At 73.6% G+C, this 21,796-nt stretch carries 17 protein-coding genes; 14 read left to right on the top strand and 3 right to left on the bottom strand.

What is annotated here, in order from left to right; translation table 11 throughout:
* Positions 1-7: 7 nt before the first annotated feature.
* A complete protein-coding gene (locus BG452_RS14450; protein ID WP_030287092.1) occupies positions 8-442 on the top strand; it encodes a MarR family winged helix-turn-helix transcriptional regulator in 435 nt (144 codons plus the stop codon).
* A 424-nt stretch (positions 443-866) separates the two neighbouring features.
* Positions 867-2,219 carry an MFS transporter gene (locus BG452_RS14445; RefSeq protein ID WP_317621038.1) on the top strand — a complete coding sequence of 451 codons (1,353 nt, stop codon included), beginning with the start codon at positions 867-869 and terminating at the stop codon, positions 2,217-2,219.
* Positions 2,220-2,270: 51 nt separating this feature from the next.
* Here the strand turns inward: BG452_RS14445 and BG452_RS14440 are convergent, their stop codons facing one another.
* Entirely contained in the window at positions 2,271-2,789 is a 519-nt protein-coding gene (locus tag BG452_RS14440; protein WP_188304682.1) for a GNAT family N-acetyltransferase, read from the bottom strand.
* 46 nt (positions 2,790-2,835) lie between these two features.
* On the opposite strand from BG452_RS14440, the gene thpR reads away from it, so the two are divergent.
* Positions 2,836-3,417 carry an RNA 2',3'-cyclic phosphodiesterase gene (gene thpR, locus BG452_RS14435; RefSeq protein WP_188304681.1) on the top strand — a complete coding sequence of 194 codons (582 nt, stop codon included), beginning with the start codon at positions 2,836-2,838 and terminating at the stop codon, positions 3,415-3,417.
* Positions 3,418-3,767: 350 nt separating this feature from the next.
* Here the strand turns inward: thpR and serC are convergent, their stop codons facing one another.
* On the bottom strand, positions 3,768-4,892 hold the full coding sequence (gene serC / locus BG452_RS14430; RefSeq protein ID WP_188304680.1) for a phosphoserine transaminase: 1,125 nt from the start codon (positions 4,890-4,892) through the stop codon (positions 3,768-3,770).
* A 239-nt stretch (positions 4,893-5,131) separates the two neighbouring features.
* Positions 5,132-6,232 (bottom strand): citrate synthase 2, encoded by a 1,101-nt coding sequence (locus BG452_RS14425; RefSeq protein ID WP_188304679.1) that lies wholly within the window; start codon positions 6,230-6,232, stop codon positions 5,132-5,134.
* 419 nt (positions 6,233-6,651) lie between these two features.
* On the opposite strand from BG452_RS14425, the gene pdxH reads away from it, so the two are divergent.
* The 11 genes from pdxH (at position 6,652) to BG452_RS14370 (ending at position 21,771) form a co-directional block, all read left to right on the top strand.
* Complete coding sequence (gene pdxH / locus BG452_RS14420; RefSeq protein WP_188304695.1) at positions 6,652-7,284, top strand: pyridoxamine 5'-phosphate oxidase; 633 nt, start codon at positions 6,652-6,654, stop codon at positions 7,282-7,284.
* Between the two features lie 145 nt (positions 7,285-7,429).
* Positions 7,430-7,624: an FxSxx-COOH cyclophane-containing RiPP peptide gene (fxsA, locus tag BG452_RS14415; RefSeq protein WP_188304678.1), complete on the top strand. Its 195-nt coding sequence runs from the start codon at positions 7,430-7,432 to the stop codon at positions 7,622-7,624.
* 133 nt (positions 7,625-7,757) lie between these two features.
* On the top strand, positions 7,758-9,155 hold the full coding sequence (locus BG452_RS14410; RefSeq protein ID WP_188304677.1) for a TIR-like protein FxsC: 1,398 nt from the start codon (positions 7,758-7,760) through the stop codon (positions 9,153-9,155).
* Positions 9,152-13,168: an FxSxx-COOH system tetratricopeptide repeat protein gene (fxsT, locus tag BG452_RS14405; protein ID WP_188304676.1), complete on the top strand. Its 4,017-nt coding sequence runs from the start codon at positions 9,152-9,154 to the stop codon at positions 13,166-13,168. The genes BG452_RS14410 and fxsT overlap by 4 nt, the downstream gene beginning before the upstream one ends.
* 53 nt (positions 13,169-13,221) lie before the next feature.
* Positions 13,222-14,391: an FxsB family cyclophane-forming radical SAM/SPASM peptide maturase gene (locus tag BG452_RS14400; RefSeq protein WP_188304675.1), complete on the top strand. Its 1,170-nt coding sequence runs from the start codon at positions 13,222-13,224 to the stop codon at positions 14,389-14,391.
* Between the two features lie 160 nt (positions 14,392-14,551).
* Complete coding sequence (locus BG452_RS47660) at positions 14,552-15,664, top strand: aKG-HExxH-type peptide beta-hydroxylase (RefSeq protein ID WP_188304674.1); 1,113 nt, start codon at positions 14,552-14,554, stop codon at positions 15,662-15,664.
* A 347-nt stretch (positions 15,665-16,011) separates the two neighbouring features.
* Positions 16,012-16,197, top strand: coding sequence for a hypothetical protein (locus tag BG452_RS14390; RefSeq protein ID WP_188304673.1), 186 nt, complete (start codon positions 16,012-16,014; stop codon positions 16,195-16,197).
* Between the two features lie 50 nt (positions 16,198-16,247).
* On the top strand, positions 16,248-18,668 hold the full coding sequence (locus BG452_RS14385; protein ID WP_188304672.1) for an FxsB family cyclophane-forming radical SAM/SPASM peptide maturase: 2,421 nt from the start codon (positions 16,248-16,250) through the stop codon (positions 18,666-18,668).
* A 19-nt stretch (positions 18,669-18,687) separates the two neighbouring features.
* The gene (locus tag BG452_RS14380) at positions 18,688-19,464 is read left to right on the top strand and encodes an AAC(3) family N-acetyltransferase (protein WP_317621037.1); all 777 of its coding nucleotides are present in this window, start codon (positions 18,688-18,690) and stop codon (positions 19,462-19,464) included.
* Between the two features lie 176 nt (positions 19,465-19,640).
* Positions 19,641-20,861, top strand: a complete 1,221-nt coding sequence (locus tag BG452_RS14375; protein ID WP_188304671.1) for an FG-GAP repeat domain-containing protein — start codon at positions 19,641-19,643, stop codon at positions 20,859-20,861.
* Between the two features lie 241 nt (positions 20,862-21,102).
* Entirely contained in the window at positions 21,103-21,771 is a 669-nt protein-coding gene (locus BG452_RS14370; RefSeq protein ID WP_188304670.1) for a DUF4097 family beta strand repeat-containing protein, read from the top strand.
* Positions 21,772-21,796: the final 25 nt, after the last annotated feature.

Below are 21,796 nucleotides of genomic sequence, written 5' to 3'. Positions count from 1 at the left end.
TAAAGAGATGCCCGAGATGTCCGAGCAGGACCTCGCAGCGATCTCACAGCTGCGGTCGTCCACGATGCGCCTCTCCCGACGACTCAAACACCAACGGGTGGAGGAGTCACTGAGTCCCACCGAGATGGGAGTGCTGGGCACCCTCGCCCGGTGCGGGAAGGCGACGCCGGGTGAGCTCGCCCGGAAGGAGCACGTGCAGCCGCCTTCGATGACCAGGATCGTCGCGATGCTGGAGGAGAAGGGGCTGGTGCGGCGCGAACCGCACCCCGAGGACCGCCGCCAGGTGGTCGTCAGCAGCACCGAGCAGGCCGAGACGATCCTCACGGAGAGTCGCCGGCGCCGAAACGTCTGGCTCGCCGAGCTCGCCCAGGGGCTCGACGATGAGGAGTGGGCCGTCCTGCGGGAGGCCGCACCCGTGCTCTACAAGCTCGCACACCTCTAGGCACACCGAACCCGGCCGGCCGCCGGGAGGAGAAGGAGTCAGCATCACCGCAGGACCGACCACCGAAACCAGCAGCGCGACGGCCCCCGCCAGGGCCGTCGCGCCACGAGGGGAGACCACCGTGACACCGCCGGCCGCAGCCAGCGCCGCCGCCATCCGTACCGACGACCCGACCAGCGACCCCGCCGCGGACAACACCGCGGCCGCCGACGCCCAGGCCCCCGCCCCCAGCGGACTGCCCGGCAACGGCGACGACGACCCTGACGAACGCACCGCGGCGCACCCCGCCGCTCAGGGCCGAGCCCATTCGTCCCGCCCGTCGCCCACCACCACCCTTCTGGCGACGAGCTCCGCTCGGCCCCTCTCATCTCCCACCGGTTCGGTTCCGGTTCCCACGACTTCGGTTCCGGCTCCCACGGCTTCGGTGCCGTCTCCCGCGGCTTCGGCCGCATCGCCGACCGGCGCCGAGTTCACCCGGCCCCGGGGGATGTTCTCCTCGCTGCGCGTACGCAACTACCGCTACTACTTCGTCGGCCAGGTGGTGTCCAACACCGGCACCTGGATGCAGCGGATCGCCCAGGACTGGCTGGTCCTCAGCCTCACCGGCAGCCCGCTCGCGGTCGGCATCACCACCGCCATGCAGTTCCTGCCGATGCTGCTGCTCGGCCTGTTCGGCGGCGTGCTCGCCGACCGGATGCCCAAGCGCCGGCTGCTGATCTACACCCAGGGCGCCATGGGCCTGCTCGCCGCGGGCCTGGCCGTCCTGACCGTCGGCGGCGTGGTGACGCCGTACTACGTGTACGCCTTCGCCCTGCTGCTCGGCCTGGTCACCGTGGTCGACAACCCGACCCGGCAGGCCTTCGTGTCCGAGATGGTCGGGCCCAAGGACCTCGCCAACGCCGTCAGCCTGAACGCCGCCAACTTCCAGACCGCCCGGCTGGTCGGCCCCGCCGTCGCGGGCCTGCTGATCGCCGCGGTCGGCAGCGGCTGGGCGTTCGCCGTCAACGCGCTGTCCTTCGCCGCCGTGATCGGCGGGCTGCTCGCGATGCGGGAGTCCGAGCTGCGCCCGACCGAGCCGATCGCCCGCGAGAAGGGCCAGCTGCGCGAGGGCCTGCGGTACGTGAAGGAGCGGCCCGAGCTGCTCTGGCCGATGGTGATGGCCGGGTTCATCGGCACCTTCGGGTTCAACTTCCCGACGCTGCTGTCCGGCTTCGCGCACGACACCTTCAAGGTGGGCGCCGGGCAGTACGGCCTGCTGAACACCGCGATGGCGGTCGGCTCGCTGGCCGGCGCACTGCTCGCCGCCCGCCGGGGCGCGCCCCGGCTGCGCCGGCTGGTCGCCGCGGCGCTGGCCTTCGGCACCCTGGAGGTCGTCGCGGCCTTCGCGCCCGACTACTGGACCTTCGCGCTGCTGCTGACGCTGATCGGGGTGTTCGGGCTGAGCTTCAACACCTCGGTCAACTCCATGCTGCAGCTGGGCACCGACCCCGAGATGCGCGGCCGGGTGATGGGCCTGCTGGTGCTGGTCTTCACCGGCGGCACGCCGATCGGCGCCCCGGTCGTCGGCTGGGTCACCGCCTCGTACGGGCCCCGGCTCGGCCTGCTGGCCTGCGGCCTGGTGTCCGCGCTGGCGGCCGGCGCGGTCGGCCTGGTGCTGGCCCGCAGCGCCGACCTGCGGGTGCGGTTCGACCTCCACCCGGGCCGCGGCGGGCGGGTGGTGGCCTTCGTGCCGCGCACCGCTCCGGCGCTCAAGTCCGAGCTGGCCGCCGCCTGCTGATGTGTAGTCAGAGAATCCCGGAAGATGATTCCGGGGTTCTCTGACGCTCCGTCAGAGCCGGATCTCCAGCACCTGGCCGGGCCAGAGGCCGGACGGCTGCTCGACCTCGAAGCCCACGGTCTCGGTGAAGCCGAGCGCCCGGTACAGGCCGACCAGCTTGCGGTCGTTGCCGGCGTAGCAGTCCACCCGCAGCAGGCCGATGCCGCGCCGGCGGGCCTCCTCGATCGCGTCGGCGATCAGCGCGGCGCCGATGCCCGAGCCCTTGCGGCTGCGGTCGGTGACCAGGCTGCGCACGTACAGCTCGCGTTCATCTGCGGCGGGGATCCACTTGCCGCGGTCCTCGTTGAGCACGCAGCAGCCGATCGTACGGCCGTCCTCGTCCACCGCGAGGCGGATCAGGAAGGGCTCCTCGGCGTACGAGGCGACCTGGTCGACCCGGGCCGGGTTGGTGCTGAAGGGCTGGTCGCCCCATTGGCCGGTGCGCTCCTGGGCGGCCAGCCAGGAGACGGCGCCGTCGAGCAGGGACAGGATGTCGGGGACGTCCGCGGGACCCCCGTTGCGGATCTTCATGGAAATCCGTTCTACACCGAACGGCCGAGCAGGGGAAGATCGGACCATGAGGCTGTTCGTGGCTGTCCTGCCGCCCGCCGAGGCACTACAGGGGCTCTGCGCCGCCGTCGAGCCGGTGCGCGCCCTGCCCGGGGCGGACCGGCTGCGCTGGACCGCCGTCGAGGGCTGGCACCTGACCCTGGCCTTCCTCGGCCAGGTGCCCGCCGAGCGGCTGCCGGAGCTGGAGGCCGCCCTGGCGGCCGTGGCCGCCGTGCACCCGGCGCACCGGCTGCGGATCGCCGGCTCCGGCCGGTTCGGCGAGCGGGTGCTCTGGGCCGGGGTCGAGGGGCGGACCAGGGAGCTGCGCCGGCTCGCCGAGGCCGTCATCGAGGCCGTCGCCGAGGTCGGCGGGGAGCCCGACGCCGTCGCCTTCCACCCCCACCTCACGCTGGCCCGGGCCGGCTCCCCGCGCGGCCACCGGCGGGCCGTCCAGCGGGTCGCCGCGGCCGAGCTGGACGCCCTGGCGGCGGCGCTGGCGCCCTACCGGGGGCCGGAGTGGGAGGCCGCCGAGCTGCACCTGATGAAGAGCGACCTGGACGGGGGCTTCGCCCACTACGAGTCGCTGCGCTCCTGGGCGCTGGCGGACTAGGGCGGGTCTGGGTCCGAAGGAGGGGGGCTCGGGGCCGAGGGCCTCGGGTTCGTCCGGGTGTGAGCCACAGGTACGCTCGATGACCGTGGACCCCAAGACTCGAATGCGCATCGTCTCCGGCACCCTGGTGCTGCTGCTGGTCGTCGTACTGATCAGCTCGCTGGCCGGCAAGTAGCGGGCAGCCGGTAGCCCGGCCCCCGGCCGGTCGGCACGCCGGCCCCGGCAGGTCGGCCCAGGAACGCCGGCCCAGGAACGTCGGCCCCGGACACGGCTGAGGGCCACCGCCCGCAGGCGGTGGCCCTCAGCCGTGTCCTCGGAGGCTCAGCCCCCTCAGCCGTGTCCTCGGAGGCTCAGCCGGCCAGCTGCTCCACCACGTAGTCGATGCAGTGGGTGAGCGCCTCGACGTCCGCCGGGTCGATCGCCGGGAACATCGCGATGCGCAGCTGGTTGCGGCCCAGCTTGCGGTACGGCTCGGTGTCCACGATGCCGTTGGCACGCAGTGCCTTGGCGACCGCGGCGGCGTCCACCGACTCGTCGAAGTCGATGGTGCCGACCACCTGGGAGCGCTCGGCCGGGTTCGCCACGAACGGGGTCGCGTAGGGGGACTTCTCCGCCCAGGCGTACAGCCGGGACGAGGAATCAGCCGTACGGGCGACGGCCCAGTCCAGCCCGCCGTTGCCGTTCATCCACTCCAGCTGGTCGGCCAGCAGGAACAGCGTGGAGAGCGCCGGGGTGTTGTACGTCTGGTCCTTCGACGAGTTGTCGATGGCCGTCGGCAGCGAGAAGAACGGCGGGACGTAGCGGCCGGAGCCGGCGATCTCGGCGGCGCGCTCCAGGGCGGCCGGGGAGAAGGTGGCCAGCCACAGGCCGCCCTCGGAGGCGAAGGACTTCTGCGGGGCGAAGTAGTAGACGTCGGTCTCGGTGATGTCGACCGGCAGGCCGCCGGCGCCCGAGGTGGCGTCCACCAGCACCAGCGAGCCGTCGTCCGCACCCGCCGGGCGCTTGATCGGCATCGCGACGCCGGTCGAGGTCTCGTTGTGGGTGAGGCCGTAGACGTCCACGCCCGCCTCGGCGACCGGCAGCGGGTGGGTGCCCGGGGCGGTCTTGATCACCGTCGGCTCGGCCAGCCAGGGGGCGGCCTTGACCGAGGAGGCGAACTTCGAGGAGAACTCGCCGAAGTCCAGGTGCTGGGACTTCTCCCGCACCAGGCCGAAGGCGGCGATGTCCCAGAAGGCGGTGGAGCCGCCGTTGCCGAGGACGACTTCGTAGCCCTCCGGCAGGGAGAAGAGGCTGCTCACGCCCTCGCGCACGCGCTTGACCACGTTCTTGACCGGGGCCTGGCGGTGGGAGGTGCCGAGCAGGGAGGTCTGGGTGGCGGCGAGGGCACTCAGGGCCTCGGGGCGCACCTTGGACGGTCCGCAGCCGAAACGGCCGTCTGCGGGCTTGATGTCAGCGGGGATCTGGATCTGAGCCACGCGCGCAGCCTACTGGCTGGCGGCCGTGCGGGGGTACGGTCGTCCGCCCGCTGAGATTGTGATGTTGACTGCTCATCGGCATGCGACCAGCGGGCCCGGCCGGAGCCGGACCCGCTGGTCAGGGGTGGTGCGGAGCCGGCTCGGCGGCGGCCGAGCGGAGCTCAGTGGGCGTTCGTTCGGGCGCTCGGCGAGAGCTCGACGAGAGCTCGGCGGGCGCTCGTCGGGAGCTCAGTGGGAGCTCAGTGGGCGATGGCGTCCCAGCCCTCGACGGCCTCGGGGCGGCGCGGGCCGGGGCCGATGTAGCGCGCGGAGGGGCGCACGAGGCGACCGGTGCGCTTCTGCTCCAGGATGTGCGCCGACCAGCCCGCGGTGCGCGCACAGGTGAACATCGAGGTGAACATGTGCGCCGGGACCTCGGCGAAGTCCAGCATGATCGCGGCCCAGAACTCGACGTTGGTGGCGAGCACGCGGTCCGGGCGACGGTTGTGCAGCTCCTCCAGCGCAGCCTTCTCCAGCGCCTCGGCGACCTCGAAGCGCGGGGCGCCGAGCTCCTTGGCGGTGCGGCGCAGCACGCGGGCGCGCGGGTCCTCGGCGCGGTAGACGCGGTGGCCGAAGCCCATCAGCCGCTCGCCCTTGTCCAGCGCGTTCTTGACCCAGGTGGTGGCGTCGCCGGTGCGCTCGATCTCCTCGATCATGCCGAGCACCCGGGACGGGGCGCCGCCGTGCAGCGGGCCGGACATCGCGCCGACCGCGCCGGAGAGCGCGGCCGCGACGTCGGCGCCGGTGGAGGCGATGACCCGGGCGGTGAAGGTGGAGGCGTTCATGCCGTGCTCGGCGGCGGAGGTCCAGTAGGCGTCGACGGCCTTGACGTGCTTCGGGTCCGGCTCGCCGCGCCAGCGGATCATGAACCGCTCGACGACCGTCTCGGCCTTGTCGATCTCGCTCTGCGGGACCATCGGCAGGCCCTGGCCGCGGGCGGACTGGGCGACGTAGGACAGCGCCATCACGGCGGCGCGGGCGAGGTCGTCGCGGGCCTGCTCGGCGGAGATGTCGAGCAGCGGCTTCAGGCCCCAGACCGGGGCGAGCATGGCGAGCGCGGACTGGACGTCGACCCGGATGTCGCCGGAGTGCACCGGGATGGGGAACGGCTCGGCGGCCGGCAGGCCGGGGTTGAACTTGCCGTCCACGAGCAGGCCCCACACGTGGCCGAAGGAGACGTGGCCGACCAGGTCGTCGATGTCGACACCGCGGTACCGCAGGGCGCCGCCTTCACGGTCGGGTTCGGCGATTTCGCTCTCGAACGCGACGACTCCCTCAAGCCCGGGTACGAAGTCGGACATGCGACGGCTCCTTCAGTTCTGGGATCGGCGCTCCGCCGTGGTGGGGGCGGTTCGCCAGTGACCGAATCGTGGTTGGCACTCGGTGCCAGAGTGACAGGCACGGGGTGCATTGCGCCATACACCACCGCGGTGATGTTTCCCGTGGGGACCACTTGACTTTCCCGCCGAGGGTCGGTCGTGCCCGGGGGGCCCCTGGAACCAAACGCCAAGTTCCGGACAATTCCCCGTACGGCGGGCGGCCAAGCGGTGGCGAGTCACCATATCTCCGGCCGGGGTTTGTCCGGAGGTAGCGGTGCCGGTTGCTTGTCGTACGGGATGATGTTGGCGTGCAGACCCCGGAACGCGCCCAGTCGACGCCCCCGAGCCCCGCCACCCGGACCCCGGCCGGCGAGGACCGCCCCGGCCCGGACCTCACCGTGATGCGCAAGCACTACGTCCACGAGGGCCTGGCCGAGGAGCAGCTCGCACCCGAGCCGATCGGCCAGTTCACCCGCTGGTTCCACGAGGCCGACGAGGCCGGGGTGGTGGAGGCCAACGCCATGGTGCTCTCCACCGCCGACGCCCAGGGCCGGCCCAGCTCGCGCACCGTCCTGCTCAAGAGCTACGACGTGCGCGGCTTCGTGTTCTTCACCAACTACGGCTCCCGCAAGGGCTCCGAGCTCGCCGCCAACCCCTACGCCGGACTGCTCTTCCCGTGGATCGCGCTGGCCCGCCAGGTGATCGTCCAGGGCCGGGTCGAGAAGGTCGGCCGGGACGAGACCGCCGCCTACTTCCGCACCCGCCCGCACGGCTCCCAACTCGGCGCCTGGGCCAGCGAACAGTCCAGCCCGGTCAGCGACCGCGCCGTCCTCGAACAGCGCTACGCCGACCTCGAACGCCGCTACCCCGAGGGCGAGGGCGTCCCCGTCCCGCCGTTCTGGGGCGGCTACCGGGTCGTCCCTGAGAGCGTCGAGTTCTGGCAGGGGCGCGAGAACCGCCTGCACGACCGCCTCCGCTACCTCGCCGACCCGGCCGGCTCCACGGGGTGGCGGGTGGAGCGCCTCTGCCCGTGACGTCCGGCGGGATCCGGCCGGGCGCGGCGCCAGGCCGCACCTGACGCACCGTCACCGTTTTGTGTAGAATGTGCGCGTCGCGGACCTGGGTCGATGATTTTCCGGCCGGCAGCCCGCTGTGCCGGCACGATCGAGTGAGGGACTGATGGGCGTCACCGGTGCGGAAACCGCCGCTGGACTCGACTCCGACCTGGTCGACGTCGCCGCCCTGCCGCTCGACGAACTCGACGCCCTGCCGGACACCGTGCTCGGCGACCTGCTGCGCCGGGTCGTGGCGGACGCCCTGACCCCCGGCGCGGAGCCGCTCGCCGCCTTCCAGTCGGCACTCGAACTCCGGTGATCCGCCGCTGACCGTCGGCTAAACCCCGCGGGCCGCACGAAACGGCCCAACTCCCCGCCGCCCTGGTGCGGTTCACGACATGCTGGGTAAGAAACCAGCGCCGTCACGGCACCGTCAGGGTCGGGGGGAACAGGTGAGTGAGCGGGAACAGCAGCAGCGGCCGTACTTCTTCTTCAGCTACGCGCGTCGGGACTTCGAGGCGGAGGACGCCTTCGTCGACCAGTTCTTCAACGACCTGAGGGACGAACTCGGGCGCATCATCGGACCGGCCGTCCAGGCCTACGAACTCGCCTTCCGGGACACCGAACGGCTGCGCCTGGGCGACGAATGGGCCGAGAAGCTCGCGCTGATGCTCGGCCGCAGCCGGACCATGGTCGCGCTCTACTCCCCGGCTTACTTCGCCAGCCTGTACTGCGGCAAGGAGTGGACGGCCTTCCGCGGCAGGGTCCGACGCCACCACGAGGAGACCGGGGAACTGGTCTCGGCGCTGATCCCGGTGCTCTGGGAGCCGGTCGCGCCCGGGGACCTCGTCACCGAGGTCACCAAGATCCAGTGGGCCCAGCCGGACATGGGCGACGCCTACGCCCGGCACGGCCTGCGCGCGCTGCTGCGCACCGCCCAGCAGGACGCCTACCGGCAGGTCGTCCGGGTGGTCGCCGGGCGGATCCGGGACGCGGCCGTGCGGCGGCTCGCCGAACTGCCCGAGTTCGACCTCGACGCCGTCCGTGGCTACTTTCCCGGGCCGGCCGCGCCCGCGCCCACCGCCGAGCCTGGCATGGTGCGGCTGTTCATCGCGGCGGGCCGGGCCTCGGAGGCCGCCGCCGAGGGCGGCGCGTACGTGGGCGGCTGGTACGGGGCCAGGCCGTGGCACTGGGCGCCGTTCTACCCGCCCGCCCAGCCCTCGCTGGCCTCGCGCGCCCAGCGGGTGATCACCAACGCCGGGCACACCACCACGTTGGAGGAGATCGGCGCCGGGCTCGGCGAGAAGCTCGACCAGGCCCGGGAGGACAGCCAGGTCAGCGTCCTGCTGGTGGACCCGTGGGCGGCCGAGCGCGAGCGCTATCGGCATGCCCTGCGCGAGTACGACGACCAGAACCACCCGGTCACCGGCGTCGTGGTGCCGATCGGCGGCAACGACCCGGACGGGGAGCGCGAAGCGCCGTGGGCGGGCGTGCGCGGGGTGTTCCGCCGCAACTGGCTGCGCCGGCGTGACCCGGAGCACTTGTTCCGGGTGAAAGTGAGCCAGGAGAGCTTCGACAGTGACCTCGCCATCATGGTGACGGTCGCCCAGAACAAGCTCATGGACGACAACTTGGATTGGGGGGACGATGGCGGCGATGCCTTCGGCTTCGGCCCGGGCGGCGGCCCGGACATGCCCGGTCTGGCCATCCCGGCCGGCCCGCCGAGCCCCTCCGGTCCGCCGCGCAGCCCGTCCGCGCGCCGCGATCCGGATCCGACACCGAAGGACGTGCCCGGCCAGCGCCCGGGCGGCCATGACGGCTCTGTCCCGCTGAGGGGAGACGGACGATGAGTACTGAGCCAGGCACGGAGCCGGGGCGCGGCGGACCGGGGACGGTCGTCACGTTCTACTCGTTCAAAGGCGGCACCGGCCGGACCATGGCACTCGCCAACGTCGGCTGGATCCTCGCCAGCCGGGGCCTGAGCGTCCTGGTGGTCGACTGGGACCTGGAGGCCCCCGGCCTGCACCGCTACTACCACCCGCTGCTGGTCGACCCCGAACTCCACTCCACCGACGGCCTGATCGACCTGCTGCGCTCCTACGTCAAACAGGCACTGCCCTCCGCCACCGGGCCGACCGGCCTGCCCCCGGCCGCCTGGCTGGACGAACCCGGGAGGCTGGACGGCTACCTCTGCGGCCTCGCCCTCGATCTGCCGGCCGGCGGCCGGCTCGACTTCCTGCCCGCCGGCCGGCAGAACGCCGCCTACGCGGCCGCCGTCACCAGCTTCAACTGGCGCAGCTTCTACCACGGTCGGGACATCCGCGGCGGCGAGTTCCTGCGCGAGCTGCGCGAACGCTGGGCCCGCGCCTACGACTACGTGCTCATCGACAGCCGCACCGGCGTCAGCGACACCTCCGGCATCTGCACCGTCCTGATGCCCGACACCGTGGTCGACTGCTTCACCTTCAGCGCCCAGAACATCCGCGGCGGCGTGGACGCCGCCAAGGCCATCGCCGAGGCCGAGGAGCGGGCCATCCGCGTGCTGCCGGTGCCGATGCGGGTCGAGGACGCCGAGCAGGAACGCCTCGAAGCCGGACGGGACTTCGCCCGCGAGGCCTTCGCCCCCTACCTCGGCCGCTGGCTGCCCGGGGACCGCCGGGCCGCCTACTGGGCCGACGTCGAGGTGCCGTACAAGCCGTTCTACGCCTACGAGGAGGTGCCGGCCACCGTCGCCGACCGCCCGCAGGAAGCGCGCAGCCTGCTCAACGCCTTCGAGCGGCTGGCCGAGTGGATCACCGACGGGCGGGTCCGCTCGCTGCGCCCGCTCACCTCCGAGGCCCGCCGCCGGCTGTACGGCGCCTACCTGCGCTCCGCCCGGGCGGTGCCCCGCCAGGTCTTTGTCAGCTATGCGCCCGAGGACCGGATGTGGGCCGAGTGGGCGGCCGCCACCCTCACCCGCTTCGGTTACCAGACCTCCCTGCACAACGCCGCCGAGCCGCACACCGGCCAGCGGCCGCCGGAGGTCGCCGGGCCGCTCGACGGCCAGGGCCGGCTGCTCGCCCTGCTCTCGCCCGAGTACACCGCGCTGCCCCGGGCCGGCGAGGTCTGGCAGCTCCTCCAGGGGCGCGAACTGCTTTCCGGGGCCTCGGCGTTGGTCGCACTGCGACTGCAGGACTCGGATGAGCCGGTGCCCCGCCCGTTCGTCGGCCAGGCGGTGCCCGACCTGATCCGCTCCTCCGGCACCGCGGCCGAGGCCCAGCTGTACGGCGAACTCGGCCCGCCGCCCGGCAGCAACCGCCAGTTCGACTCCGACAGCGGCGAGTTCATCGCCCCGGCGCGCTTCCCCGGCACCGCCCCGCAGGTCCAGGAGGCGCCCTCGCGCAACGCCGCCTTCATCGGCCGCGGAAAGCTGCTCGAACTGCTCCGCAACCGCTTCACCGGCGGACCCGCCGCTGTCCTCAGCCAGGTCCTCTACGGCTTCGGCGGCGCCGGCAAGTCCCAGATCGCCGCCGAGTACGCGCACCGCTTCAAGTCCGCCTACGACGTCATCTGGTGGGTGCCCGCCGAGGAGCCCGCCAACATCCCGCAGAAGCTCGCCGAACTCGCCCCCCGGCTCGGCGTGCCGACCAGCGACGACGTCGCGCACACCGCCGCCGCCGTCCTCGACGCGCTGCGCCGCGGCCAGCCGTACCGCCGCTGGCTGCTGGTCTTCGACAACGCCGGCACCCCCGAGGAACTCGCCCCATGGCAGCCCGGCGGCTCCTCCTCCGGCGGACACGTGCTGATCACCTCGCGCAACCAGGGTTGGGCCCGGCACGCCGGCCTGGTCGAGGTCGACGTCTTCCTGCGCGAGGAGAGCGTCCGGCTGCTGCGCCGCTTCAACAACGGCCTCTCCCCGGAGGACGCCGAGCAGGTCGCGCACCGTCTCGGCGACCTCCCGCTCGCCGTCGGCCAGGCCGCCGTCTGGCTCCAGGAGACGTCGATGCCGATCGCCACGTACCTCGAACTCCTCGACGGCGAACTCACCGAGATGCTGGAGCGCACCCGGCTGCGCCCCGCCGAGTACCCCCACTCCGCCGCCGCCACCTGGCGCATCTCGGTCGAGGAACTGCGCCGGATGAACGCCCCGGCCGCCCAGATCCTGGAGATCTGCGCCTTCTTCGGCCCGGACGCCATCCCGATGCAGCTGCTCTACAGCCGGGCCGTCACCCGGGCCCTGCGACTGCCCCCGCGCGCCCCCCGCGACAAGCTGGCGATCGGCGAGTTCCTGCGCGCCATCAACCGGTTCGGGCTCGCCCGCACCGACCAGGGCAGCGAGACCATCACCGTGCACCGGCTGGTCCAGGCCGTGCTCCGGGACCAGGTCGAGGAGGAGCGGCAGGCCGAGCTGCGCGGCGTGGTGCACGCGGCCCTGGCCACCGCCAACCCCGGCGACCCGGACATCCCCGCCAACTGGACCGAGTACGCCGAACTCCTGCCCCACCTCTGGCCGTCCGGCGCGCTCGACAGCGCCGACGAGGACGTCCGACAGTGGATCATCGACTCGGTCCGCTACCAGTGGAAGCGCAGCCTGCACGAGTCCGGCCGGGAACTCGCCGAACGGACCCTGGAACACTGGCGCGAGGACGGCTACGGCGGGCCCGACTTCGACGTCGACAACGACGCCCAGACCCTCATGCTGCGTACCCAGCTGAGCAACATCCGCCGCTCCCAGGGCGCCCTCCAGGAGGCGTACGAGATGGACCGGGACATCCTGGAGCGGTTCACCGCGACCCTGGGCCCGGAGCACTCGCACACCCTTGCCGTCGCCAACAGCCTCGGCGCCGACCTGCGCTTCCTCGGCCGCTACGACGAGGCCCGGGCACTCGACCGCAGGACCCTGGACGCGGCCCGGCGCACCCTCGGGCCGGACCACCCGCGCACCCTGATGATCACCAACAACCTCGCCGTCTCCGACTACCTGGCCGGCGACCGCTACGCCGCGCTGGAACGGCACCGCAGCAACTACCTCCAGCAGCGCGACGCCCTCGGCGCGCACAGCCTGTACGCGCTGTCCTCCGCCTCCAACTACGCCCGCGACCTGCGCGAGACCGGGCGGCTGCGGGAGGCGCTGGACCTGCTGGAGGAGACCGTCCGGATCTACCAGCAGACCATCGGCGACAACCACACCGACACCCTGCGCGCCCGCAAGAACCTCGCCGTGGCGCTGCGCCGGGCCGGGCGCTACCACGAGGCTCTGGAGATCGACGAGGACATCTACCAGCGCTACCTGGACATCAACGGCGCCGAACACCCCGACACCCTGGCCGCCGCCACCAACCTGGCCAGCGACTACAACGCGCTCGGCGACACCGACCGGGCCGTCCCGCTGGCCGAACGGGCGCTCGCGCGTTACCGCGACTACCTGGGCGAGGACCACCCGGTCACTCTGGCCGGCGCCAACAACCTCTCGGTCTACCTGCGGCTGGCCGGGCGGATCGAAGAGGCACGGGAGCTGTCCGCGCGCACGCTGGCGCAGTTCCGGACCGTCCTCGGCGCCCACCACCTCTACATCCCGATCGCGATGATGAACCACGCGAACGACCTGGCGCTGGGCGGGGAGATCCGGGCCGCGCTCGTCCTGGAGCAGGAGGCGGCGCCGCTGATGACCGAGGCGCTCGGCCCGGACCACTACGACTCCATCGGCATCAACTCCAACCTGTCGCTGACGCTCGCGGCGCTCGGGGAGACCGAGCGGGCCGCCGACCTGCGGGCGGACTGCATCCGACGGGCCAGGGTCACGCTGGGGGAGGAACACCCGACCACGGTCGCCGTGAAGGCGGGCACCCGGCTCGACTCGGACGTGGAGCCACCCCACGTGTGACGGACGGTGACGGACGGTCAGCGATCTTGCGGGGCGGTGCTAGGTTCACGCGCATGGTGCCGTTCCGGCAGTTCCTGCTGAAGATCCACAGCCGTTGCAACCTGGCCTGCGACTACTGCTACATGTACGAGGGCGCCGACCAGAGCTGGCGCGACCGGCCGCGGCGGATGGAACTGGCGACCGTCCGCCGCACCGCCCGGCGGATCGCCGAGCACGCGGCCGCGCAGGGGCTCGACGAGGTCTCCGTGGTGCTGCACGGCGGTGAGCCGCTGCTCGTCGGAGCGGCCCATCTGGACGGCCTGCTGGCCGAGTTGGCCGGTGCCGGGCCCCGGGTGCGGTTCAGCCTGCAGACCAACGGACTACGACTGCTGGACGAGCCGGCCCTGCTCGACGTGCTGCACCGGTACCGGGTCGGCGTGGCGGTCTCGCTGGACGGCACCCGGGCCGACCACGACCGGCACCGGCGGCTGCCCACCGGCGCGGGCAGCTGGCAGCGGACCGCGGCGGCGGTACGGCTGCTCGGCTCGGACCGGCACCGGGAGCTGTTCGCCGGGCTGCTGTGCGTGGTCGACCTGGCCGCCGACCCGGTCGCCACCTACGAGGCTCTGCTGGAGTTCGCCCCGCCGCGGCTCGACCTGCTGCTGCCGCACGCCACCTGGCAGGAGCAGCCGGCCGGCGTGCGACGCAGCCTGCCGCTCGCGCCGCCCCCGGGCACCGACCCGGCACCGTACGGGCAGTGGCTGACCGCAGCCTTCGACCGCTGGTACGACGCGCCGTACCGGGAGACCGGGGTGCGGCTGTTCGAGGAGCTGTCCGTCCTGCTGCTCGGCGGTAGGGCGGCCAGCGAGGCGGTCGGGCTGGCGCCGGTGGACCTGGTGGTGGTCGAGGCGGACGGCACCATCGAGCAGGCCGACAGCCTCAAGGTGGCGTACCACGGGGCCGCCGGAACGGGCCTGGACGTGTGGCGGCACGGCTTCGCGGAGGCCGCGGCCCACCCCGCCTTCCGGGCCCGCCAGCGCGGGCTCGACGGGCTGGGGCCGGAGTGCGTGGCCTGCCCGCTGGTCAGGGTCTGCGGTGGCGGCCTCTACGCCCACCGGTACGCGGGCGACGGCTTCGCGCACCCGTCGGTGTACTGCGCGGACATGGACCGGCTGATCCGGCACATCGCGCGGCGGCTGCGGGCCGGGGTGGCGGAGCTGGCCGGGGTCGGGCAGCGCCGGTAGCGGGGCGTCGTCGGTAGCGGGGCGTCGTCGGTGGTGCCGGGCTCACCCGTGCGGGTCATGCGCGAGGCCGGACCGGCCGAGCCGGCGCCGCGCGGGGGAGACTGCGGGCGGACCGGGCGGCCGCCCGGCCATTCAGGGGCCTTCGGGAGAGGACGGACCGGTGACGGGTGAGGCGGTGGCGGCCGGGGTGCCGGGCGCGCGGGGTGCGCGGGGGAACGGCGCGGACGGGTGTGGTGGCGGCACGGGAGGCGCCGCCGGGAACGGTCCCGACGGGCTGCCGCGGCACGGTCTGGACCGGGCCACCTTCCGGGCGATCGCCGGCGCGCGCGGCGGTCCGGAGGCCGTCCAACTGCTACGGGCAGGGCAGTTGAGCAAACGGGCGCTGCTGCTGCTGGCGCTGCGCCGGGCGGCGCCGCGGGACGAGGCCTACCGGGAGGCCTACGGTGAGGTCTGCGCGCTCCAGCGGGCCGACCGGGCGCGCTGGGAAGAGGTGCTGCTGCGGCCGGAGTTGGACGCCTGGGCGGCCGAGTGCCTGCGCGCGCTGGCGCTGGGCTCGGCGGCGCCGCTGGACGGGCTGGGCGAGTTCCTTCGGGCGGACGCCGGTCAGGTGCTCGACCTGGAGTGCGACGGGTTGCGGTGGACACCGCTGGTCGACCACCTCGGTCCGCGCCGGGTGGACTACGGGCGGCCCCCGGTCGGTCCGCTGTCCGCCGCCGAACTGCTGCCGTGGACAGAGCGGTTGGCGGAGGCCTGGGAGATCCTGGTGCGCCGCCACCGGCGGCACGCGGAGGCGGTGGCGGCATGCGTCGCCGTCGTGGTGCCGCTGCGTCCGGCACCCGGCGGGGAGGCGGTGAGCGCCGCCGCCCGGCGGGCGTACGGCGCGGTGGCGGCCTCACTGCCGGCCGATCCGGTGCTGCTCGCACTGGCCCTGGTGCACGAGTTCCTGCACGTCCAACTCGGCGCCCTGCTGGACCTCGTGCCGCTGCACCGGCCGAACGGTCCGGCGGTCTACCGCGCTCCCTGGCGGCCCGATCCGCGCCCGGTCGGCGCGCTGCTCCAGGGGGCGTACGCGCACCTGGGAGTGGCCTCCTTCTGGTATGCCGAGGCGGCTGCCGGGGTGAGCGAACCGGCCCGCGCGGAACGGGAGTTCGCCTGTTGGCGGGCGCACACTCTGGCGGCGTCCGCAACTCTGCTGGACTGCGGCGAACTGACCTTGAGTGGGCGGGAGTTCACCGAGGAGCTGGCGCGTTCCGTCCGTGAGCTGGGAGCCTGAGGCGCGGTGCCGGGGCGGAATCCGCCGCTCTGGCGAGGGTGTGGTGCTCGCGGGAGCGTGCTCGGGCCCGCTGCCCGTACCCCCGGCGCGCGTCCGTACGGAGACCGGCCGAAGGGCTCGAACACCGGATCCGATCAATGTGCTTCGGCGCGCGCGAAGGCGAAGTGCGCGACCGCTGAACGGGTGAATTCTCGGGCTGTCGCGCGCCGTGGTACGGCGTCGACTGGCTGGGCAGACCAACTTGGGGGAGCAAGGTGCCGCGCGGAGTCCTCGCGGGCATTACATTGGTCGCAACCGGGTGGTCTACCCGCACTCGGCAGGTCCTAACCGCGCCTAAGGAAACGAATATGACTCCGGTAACCAGCATCAGGCCGGCCGGCAACCTCACTGACACTCAGGAGACGCCGGAACGCCCGTCCCTCGCCGAGCTCGCCGCCCTGGGCGCGGAGGAACTCGCCACCCGGCTGCAGCGCGCCCTTCCCGGTGCGGAATCCGGCCTCGTGCCGGTCGCCGCCTTCAACTCCTCGATCTGACCGGCTCCGAACACCGAACGGACCCAGACCGAGCTGAACCTGCCACACCCATGACGACGCGAATTCCGGTGCCACTGACGCAATTCGTGGTCAAGATGCACAGCCGGTGCGATCTCGCCTGCGACCACTGCTACGTCTACGAGCACGCGGACAGCAGCTGGCGCTCCCGACCCAAGGTCATCGGGGAGGGGATCCTGGCCAAGGCCGCCGAGCGGATCGGCGAGCACGCGGTCGCCCACCGGCTGTCCGCCGTCCGGGTCGTCCTGCACGGGGGAGAACCCCTGCTCGCCGGCCCGGACCGGTTGCGCCGCGCCGCCGAGGCGCTCCGGGCGGCGCTCCCGGCCGACTGCGGCCTCGATCTGCGCATCCACACCAACGGCGTGCTGCTCAGCCGCGCGTTCTGCGAGCTGTTCGCGGAGCTGGGCGTCAAGGTCGGCATCTCGCTGGACGGCGACAAGGTCGCCAACGACCGCCACCGGCGCTTCGCCGACGGGCGCAGCAGCCACCCGCAGGTGCTGCGGGCGGTCGGACTGCTGAACGAGCCGGAGTTCCGGCACCTGTTCGCCGGGCTGCTGTGCACCATCGACATCGAGAACGACCCGGTGGCCGTCTACCGGGCGCTGGCCGAACTGCGGCCCCCCGCCGTCGACTTCCTGCTGCCGCACGCGACCTGGGAGGATCCGCCGAAGCGGCTCCCGGGCGAGGCCACACGGACGCCGTACGCGGACTGGCTGCTGGCCGTCCACAGGCTGTGGGAAACGGACGCGCGTCCGTTCGCCGTGCGCACCTTCGAATCCGTGCACCGGACCGTGCGCGGGCTGTCCAGCCTCACCGAGTCGCTCGGACTGGAGCCCTCGGACCTCGCGGTGCTGGAGACGGACGGGACCTTCGAGCAGGCGGACAGCCTGAAGACCGCGTACGACGGGGCGCCCGTCACCGGGATGAACGTCTTCGCGCACAGCCTCGACGACCTCGCCCGCCACCCCGGCATCGCCGCCCGCCAGTCCGGCCTCGCCGGACTCAGCGGGACCTGCCGGGCCTGCCCGGTGGTCCGCGCCTGCGGTGGCGGGTTGTACGCCCACCGCTACCGTGCGGACAATGGCTTCGACAATCCCTCCGTCTACTGCGGTGACCTCATGACACTCATCAACGGCATTGCGGAGAGCGGAGGTTCGTCCTCCACCCCGGCACCGGTGCCCGTCCAGGGCGGCCGGCCGCTGCTGTCGACCGCGCTCGCTCCGGCCCAACTCGACGAACTGGCCCGGGGGTACGGCGGCGCCGAGACCGTCGCGGCGCTCGGGAAGGCCCAACTCTCGCTCACCCGGGCCATGTTGGCAGCCGCCTGGGATGCCTCCGGGCAGGGGCGGGCGGCGGCCTGGGGGTTGTTGTCGGAGCTGGACGGGGTGGCGCCCGGGGCGGTGGACGCGGTGCTGGCGCACCCGTACGCGAGGGCGTGGGCCGCGCGGCGGATCGCCGGGGACCTGACGGTGGGGCTGGGGCCGTTGGCGGCGCTGGCGGCCGCGGCGGCGGTGCGGGCCGGGCGGGGGGACTCGGTGCCGGTGCCGGTGCGGGGCGGGTGGCTGCACCTGCCGACGCTGGGGCGGGTCGCGGTGGCGGACGGGGAGGCGGTGGTCACCGGGCGGCCGGGCGGCTTCGAGGTGCGGGCCGCCGACGGGTCGGTGACCACGGTGCTGGACCAGCCGCTGCGGCGGATCCGGCTGGCCGGGGGCTGGACGGTCGCCCTGGAGGACCTCGACCCGCTGCGGGACAGCCATGACCACCCGGTGGCCGAGCGGCTGTCGGAGGCCGAACTGCTGGGCTGGACGGGCGCGTTGCGCGAGGCCTGGGAGCTGCTCGGGCGGGACCTGCCGGCGTACGCGGAGGGCATCCGGGCCGGGCTGGCCACGGTGACCCCGCTGCGGCCGGGCCCGGCCGGGCGGGACGTCAGTTCGGCGGCCCGGCAGGCGTACGGCGCGGTGGGCATCGCCCGGCCCGCGACGGCGCCGACGCTGGCGCTGCTGCTCGCGCACGAGTTCCAGCACGTGAAGCTCGGGGCGGTGCTCGACCTGTACGACCTCTACGACCGGGCCGACGACCGGCTGTACTTCGCCCCCTGGCGGCCCGACCCGCGCCCGCTGGAGGGCCTGCTCCAGGGCACGTACGCGCACCTGGCCGTCACCGAGTACTGGGGCACCCGGACGGCCGCGTACGACGGCCTGGCCGGGGAGGCCGCCGAGCGGGCGCGGGCGCAGTTCGCGCTCTGGCGGCGGTACACGGCGGAGGCGGTCGAACGGCTGGGTGAGTCGGGGGCGTTGACCGGCCTGGGGGTGCGTTTCGCGCAGGGGATGGGGGAAAGTGTCACCCCGTGGCTCGACGTGCCGCTGCCGGCGGCGGCGGAGCGGGCGGCCGAACGGGCGCGTGCGGAGCGTACGGCCGGTGCGGAGCGCGTGGAGCGGATGGTCGAGGCCTGAGGTGGAGGAGGGGATCGCGGTGATCTCTGTCGCCGATCTGGTGGACGGGTTCGCCGGGCTCGGGGTCCGGGCGGGCATGGTGCTGCACGTCCAGGCGTCGCTGCGGGCGCTCGGGCCGGTCGAGGGCGGGGCGGCGGGCGTGGTCGACGCGCTGCTCGAAGTCCTGGGCGAGGAGGGGACGTTGGTGGCGTTCACCGGGACGCCCGAGAACTCCTCGACCTCCCGGATCTACCAGGCGGCGGTGGCGGGGCTCTCGGCGGCGGAGGCCGAGGAGTACCGGGCGCGGATGCCGCGCTTCGACCCGGCGACCACCCCGGCCTCCCCGACCCTGGGCGCGCTCTCCGAGGCCGTCCGCACCCGGCCCGGCGCCCTGCGCAGCGGACACCCGCAGACCTCGTGGGCGGCGGTCGGCCCGCGGGCGGGGGAGATCACCGACCGGCACCCGCTCACCTCCCACCTCGGCCCGGACTCCCCGCTCGGGCGGCTGTACGAACTGGACGCCCGGGTGCTGATGCTCGGCGTCGAGATGGCCCGCTTCACCGCCTTCCACCTCGCCGACCTGCGCCAGCCCGGGGTGCGGGAGCGGGAGTACCGCTGCGTCACCCCGGAGGGCTGGATCGCCTTCCAGGCGGCCGAGTTGGACGACCTGCACTTCGGTGCGCTGGGCGCCCGGGTGCTGGCCGAGGCCGAGGGGGTCGGCGTCGGGCGGATCGGCGGCGCCGACTGCCGGCTCGTCCCGGTCCGGGAGGCCGTCGACCTCGCCGACCGGCTGCTGCGGACCGGCGCCGGGGCGTGAGCGCGGTGCATGAGCCCCGCACCTGAGCCCCGCACCTGAGCCCGCCGCCGGACCTGCCGGGTTCCCGTCCTTTCCGACGACCCCGGGGTGTCGCTGCGTCCGCGCCCTTCCCCACCGGGTGACCATCGCGCCCAGAAGCGGCGCCGCCCGGCGCCCGGGACGGGAGAGGTGCGGGAATGCGAGGACCGAGGGCCGGTCGGGCCGCCGTGGCGGCGGTGCTGCTGGCGGCGGGCGCACTGGTGGGGCTGCCGGGCGGTGCGGCGGCGGTCGGGGCGTTCGCCCCTGACTTCGCCCCCGACTTCGCCCCCAACGGGGGGTTCGCCCCCACGACGGACCATCCGGTGGGGCACAACCCGCGCGCGGCCGCGGTGGGCGACTTCACCGGCAGCGGCCGGAGCGACCTGGCGGTGGCGAACGCCGCCGACGGGACGGTGTCGATCCTGCTGAACGACGGCCACGGCGGCTTCGCCCCGCAGCGGACCTTCCCGGCCGGGCCCGGCCCGACCGCGATCGCGACGGGCGACCTCCGGGGCATCGGTGTGCAGGACCTGGTGGTCGCCGACCAGGACGCCAGCGGGGTCTCGGTGCTGCTGGGCAACGGCGACGGCACCTTCCAGCCGCCCCGCCCCTTCGCCACCGGCTCGCACCCGGACGCGGTCGCCCTCGGCGACTTCCGGGGCACCGGGACACTGGACCTGGCGGTGGCCGACCTGGGTGACTCCGGCGACGGCAGCGTCTCGGTGCTGCTGGGCAACGGGGACGGCACCTTCCGGGCGCCGCGCGACTACCCGACCGGCGACAACTCCAACCCGGCCTCGATCGCCCTTGCCGACCTCGGCGGCAGCGGCCACCTCGACCTGGTGGTCGCCCTGGACGGGGTCAGCAAGGTGGCGGTCTTCCCGGGCAACGGCGACGGCACGCTGGGCGCCCGGACGGACTACCGGGTCGGGGGCGTCCCGGTCTCGGTGGCCGTCGGCGACCTGCGCGGGGACGGCCTGCTCGACCTGGTGCTCGCCGACTCGGAGCACGCCGCCCTGGTCCTGCTGGGCAACGGGGACGGTACCTTCCAGCCGGTGCACGCCTACCCGGCGGGCAGCGCGCCGGTCTCGGTCGCGGTGGGCGACTTCACCGGCCGCGGCACGTCCGACCTGGCCCTGGCGACCGGCGACAACTCGGTGGCGCTGCTGCGGGGCAAGGGCGACGGCAGCTTCCGGGCGCCGGAGTTCCTGGCGACCGGGTCCGGCGACTACTCCACCCCGGACGCGGTGGTGGCCGGGCGGTTCACCCGTCACGGGGGGCTGGACCTGGCGGTCACCAACGCCCAGGACGACACGGTCTCGGTGCTGCTGAACGAGCGCCGCTGCCCGTGGCCGTGGGGCTGCGCTGGGCGCGGGTAGCGCCCGGCTGCCCGCCGCAGCGGCTCCGGCATAGCGTTCACCCTCATTCCATTGCAACGCATGGAGTGAGGGTCGTTGCATTCCCGGCAGGGCCGTTGCAATGATTGCACGTCATTGACCTGTAGGTATGGCGATTTCGCGCAACAAGATAGTTGCCGAGATTTGGAACGCAACGTAGCGTTTCCTTCATCAGAAAGCTGCGGGGCCAAAGGGTCCCGACGCCGAGGAGAAGGAGAGCACGATGCAGAAGTTCGCCACCCCCGCCCCGGTCTCGGCCGTCCTGGACGTCCCCGCCGGCCGCATCCGGTTCATCGCCGCCGACCGGGCCGACACCGTCGTCGAGGTCCGGCCCGCCGACGGCACCAAGAGCCGCGACGTGAAGGCCGCGGAGCGGGTCGAGGTCGCCTACGCCGACGGCGTGCTCCGGGTGGTGACCCCGGAGGCCAAGCACCGCCTCCTCGGCAACTCCGGCTCCGTCGAGGTCACCGTCCAGCTCCCGGCCGGCTCCCGGATCGACGCCACGGCCGCGCTCGCCGAGTTCCGCGGCGTCGGCCGCCTCGGCGACGTCACCCTCAAGGTCGCCCAGGGCACCGTCAAGCTCGACGAGACCGCCGGCGCCCGCCTCGCCCTCCAGGACGGGGACATCGCCGTCGGCCGGCTCGGCGGCCCCGCCGAGATCCACACCCAGAAGGGCGACCTGCGGATCGCCGAGGCCGTAGGCGGCGCCGTCACCCTGCGCACCGAGTACGGGCAGATCGCGGTCGGGGCCGCCCGCGGGGTCTCCGCCGCCCTGGACGCCGGCACCGGCCACGGCCGGATCCACAACGCCCTGAAGAACACCGACGGCACCCCCGACCTGACCATCCACGCCACCACCGCCTACGGCGACATCACCGCCCACAGCCTCTGAGTCCCCCGGCGCAGCCCACCAAAGC

Source organism: Streptomyces sp. CBMA123 (assembly GCF_014596465.1).
Classification (GTDB): domain Bacteria; phylum Actinomycetota; class Actinomycetes; order Streptomycetales; family Streptomycetaceae; genus Kitasatospora.
This window is presented reverse-complemented; position numbering and strand designations above follow the sequence as displayed.

What these genes read in the sequence shown, in the direction of transcription:
- BG452_RS14440 (WP_188304682.1), bottom strand. Translation starts at nt 2,789, where the DNA reads ATGAAGATCCGCAACGGGGGTCCCGCGGACGTCCCCGACATCCTGTCC.
- BG452_RS14370 (WP_188304670.1), top strand. Translation starts at nt 21,103, where the DNA reads ATGCAGAAGTTCGCCACCCCCGCCCCGGTCTCGGCCGTCCTGGACGTC.
- BG452_RS14375 (WP_188304671.1), top strand. Translation starts at nt 19,641, where the DNA reads ATGCGAGGACCGAGGGCCGGTCGGGCCGCCGTGGCGGCGGTGCTGCTG.
- BG452_RS14450 (WP_030287092.1), top strand. Translation starts at nt 8, where the DNA reads ATGCCCGAGATGTCCGAGCAGGACCTCGCAGCGATCTCACAGCTGCGG.
- BG452_RS14385 (WP_188304672.1), top strand. Translation starts at nt 16,248, where the DNA reads ATGACGACGCGAATTCCGGTGCCACTGACGCAATTCGTGGTCAAGATG.
- BG452_RS14425 (WP_188304679.1), bottom strand. Translation starts at nt 6,232, where the DNA reads ATGTCCGACTTCGTACCCGGGCTTGAGGGAGTCGTCGCGTTCGAGAGC.
- fxsA (WP_188304678.1), top strand. Translation starts at nt 7,430, where the DNA reads ATGGGCGTCACCGGTGCGGAAACCGCCGCTGGACTCGACTCCGACCTG.
- BG452_RS14390 (WP_188304673.1), top strand. Translation starts at nt 16,012, where the DNA reads ATGACTCCGGTAACCAGCATCAGGCCGGCCGGCAACCTCACTGACACT.
- thpR (WP_188304681.1), top strand. Translation starts at nt 2,836, where the DNA reads ATGAGGCTGTTCGTGGCTGTCCTGCCGCCCGCCGAGGCACTACAGGGG.
- fxsT (WP_188304676.1), top strand. Translation starts at nt 9,152, where the DNA reads ATGAGTACTGAGCCAGGCACGGAGCCGGGGCGCGGCGGACCGGGGACG.
- BG452_RS14400 (WP_188304675.1), top strand. Translation starts at nt 13,222, where the DNA reads ATGGTGCCGTTCCGGCAGTTCCTGCTGAAGATCCACAGCCGTTGCAAC.
- pdxH (WP_188304695.1), top strand. Translation starts at nt 6,652, where the DNA reads ATGCGCAAGCACTACGTCCACGAGGGCCTGGCCGAGGAGCAGCTCGCA.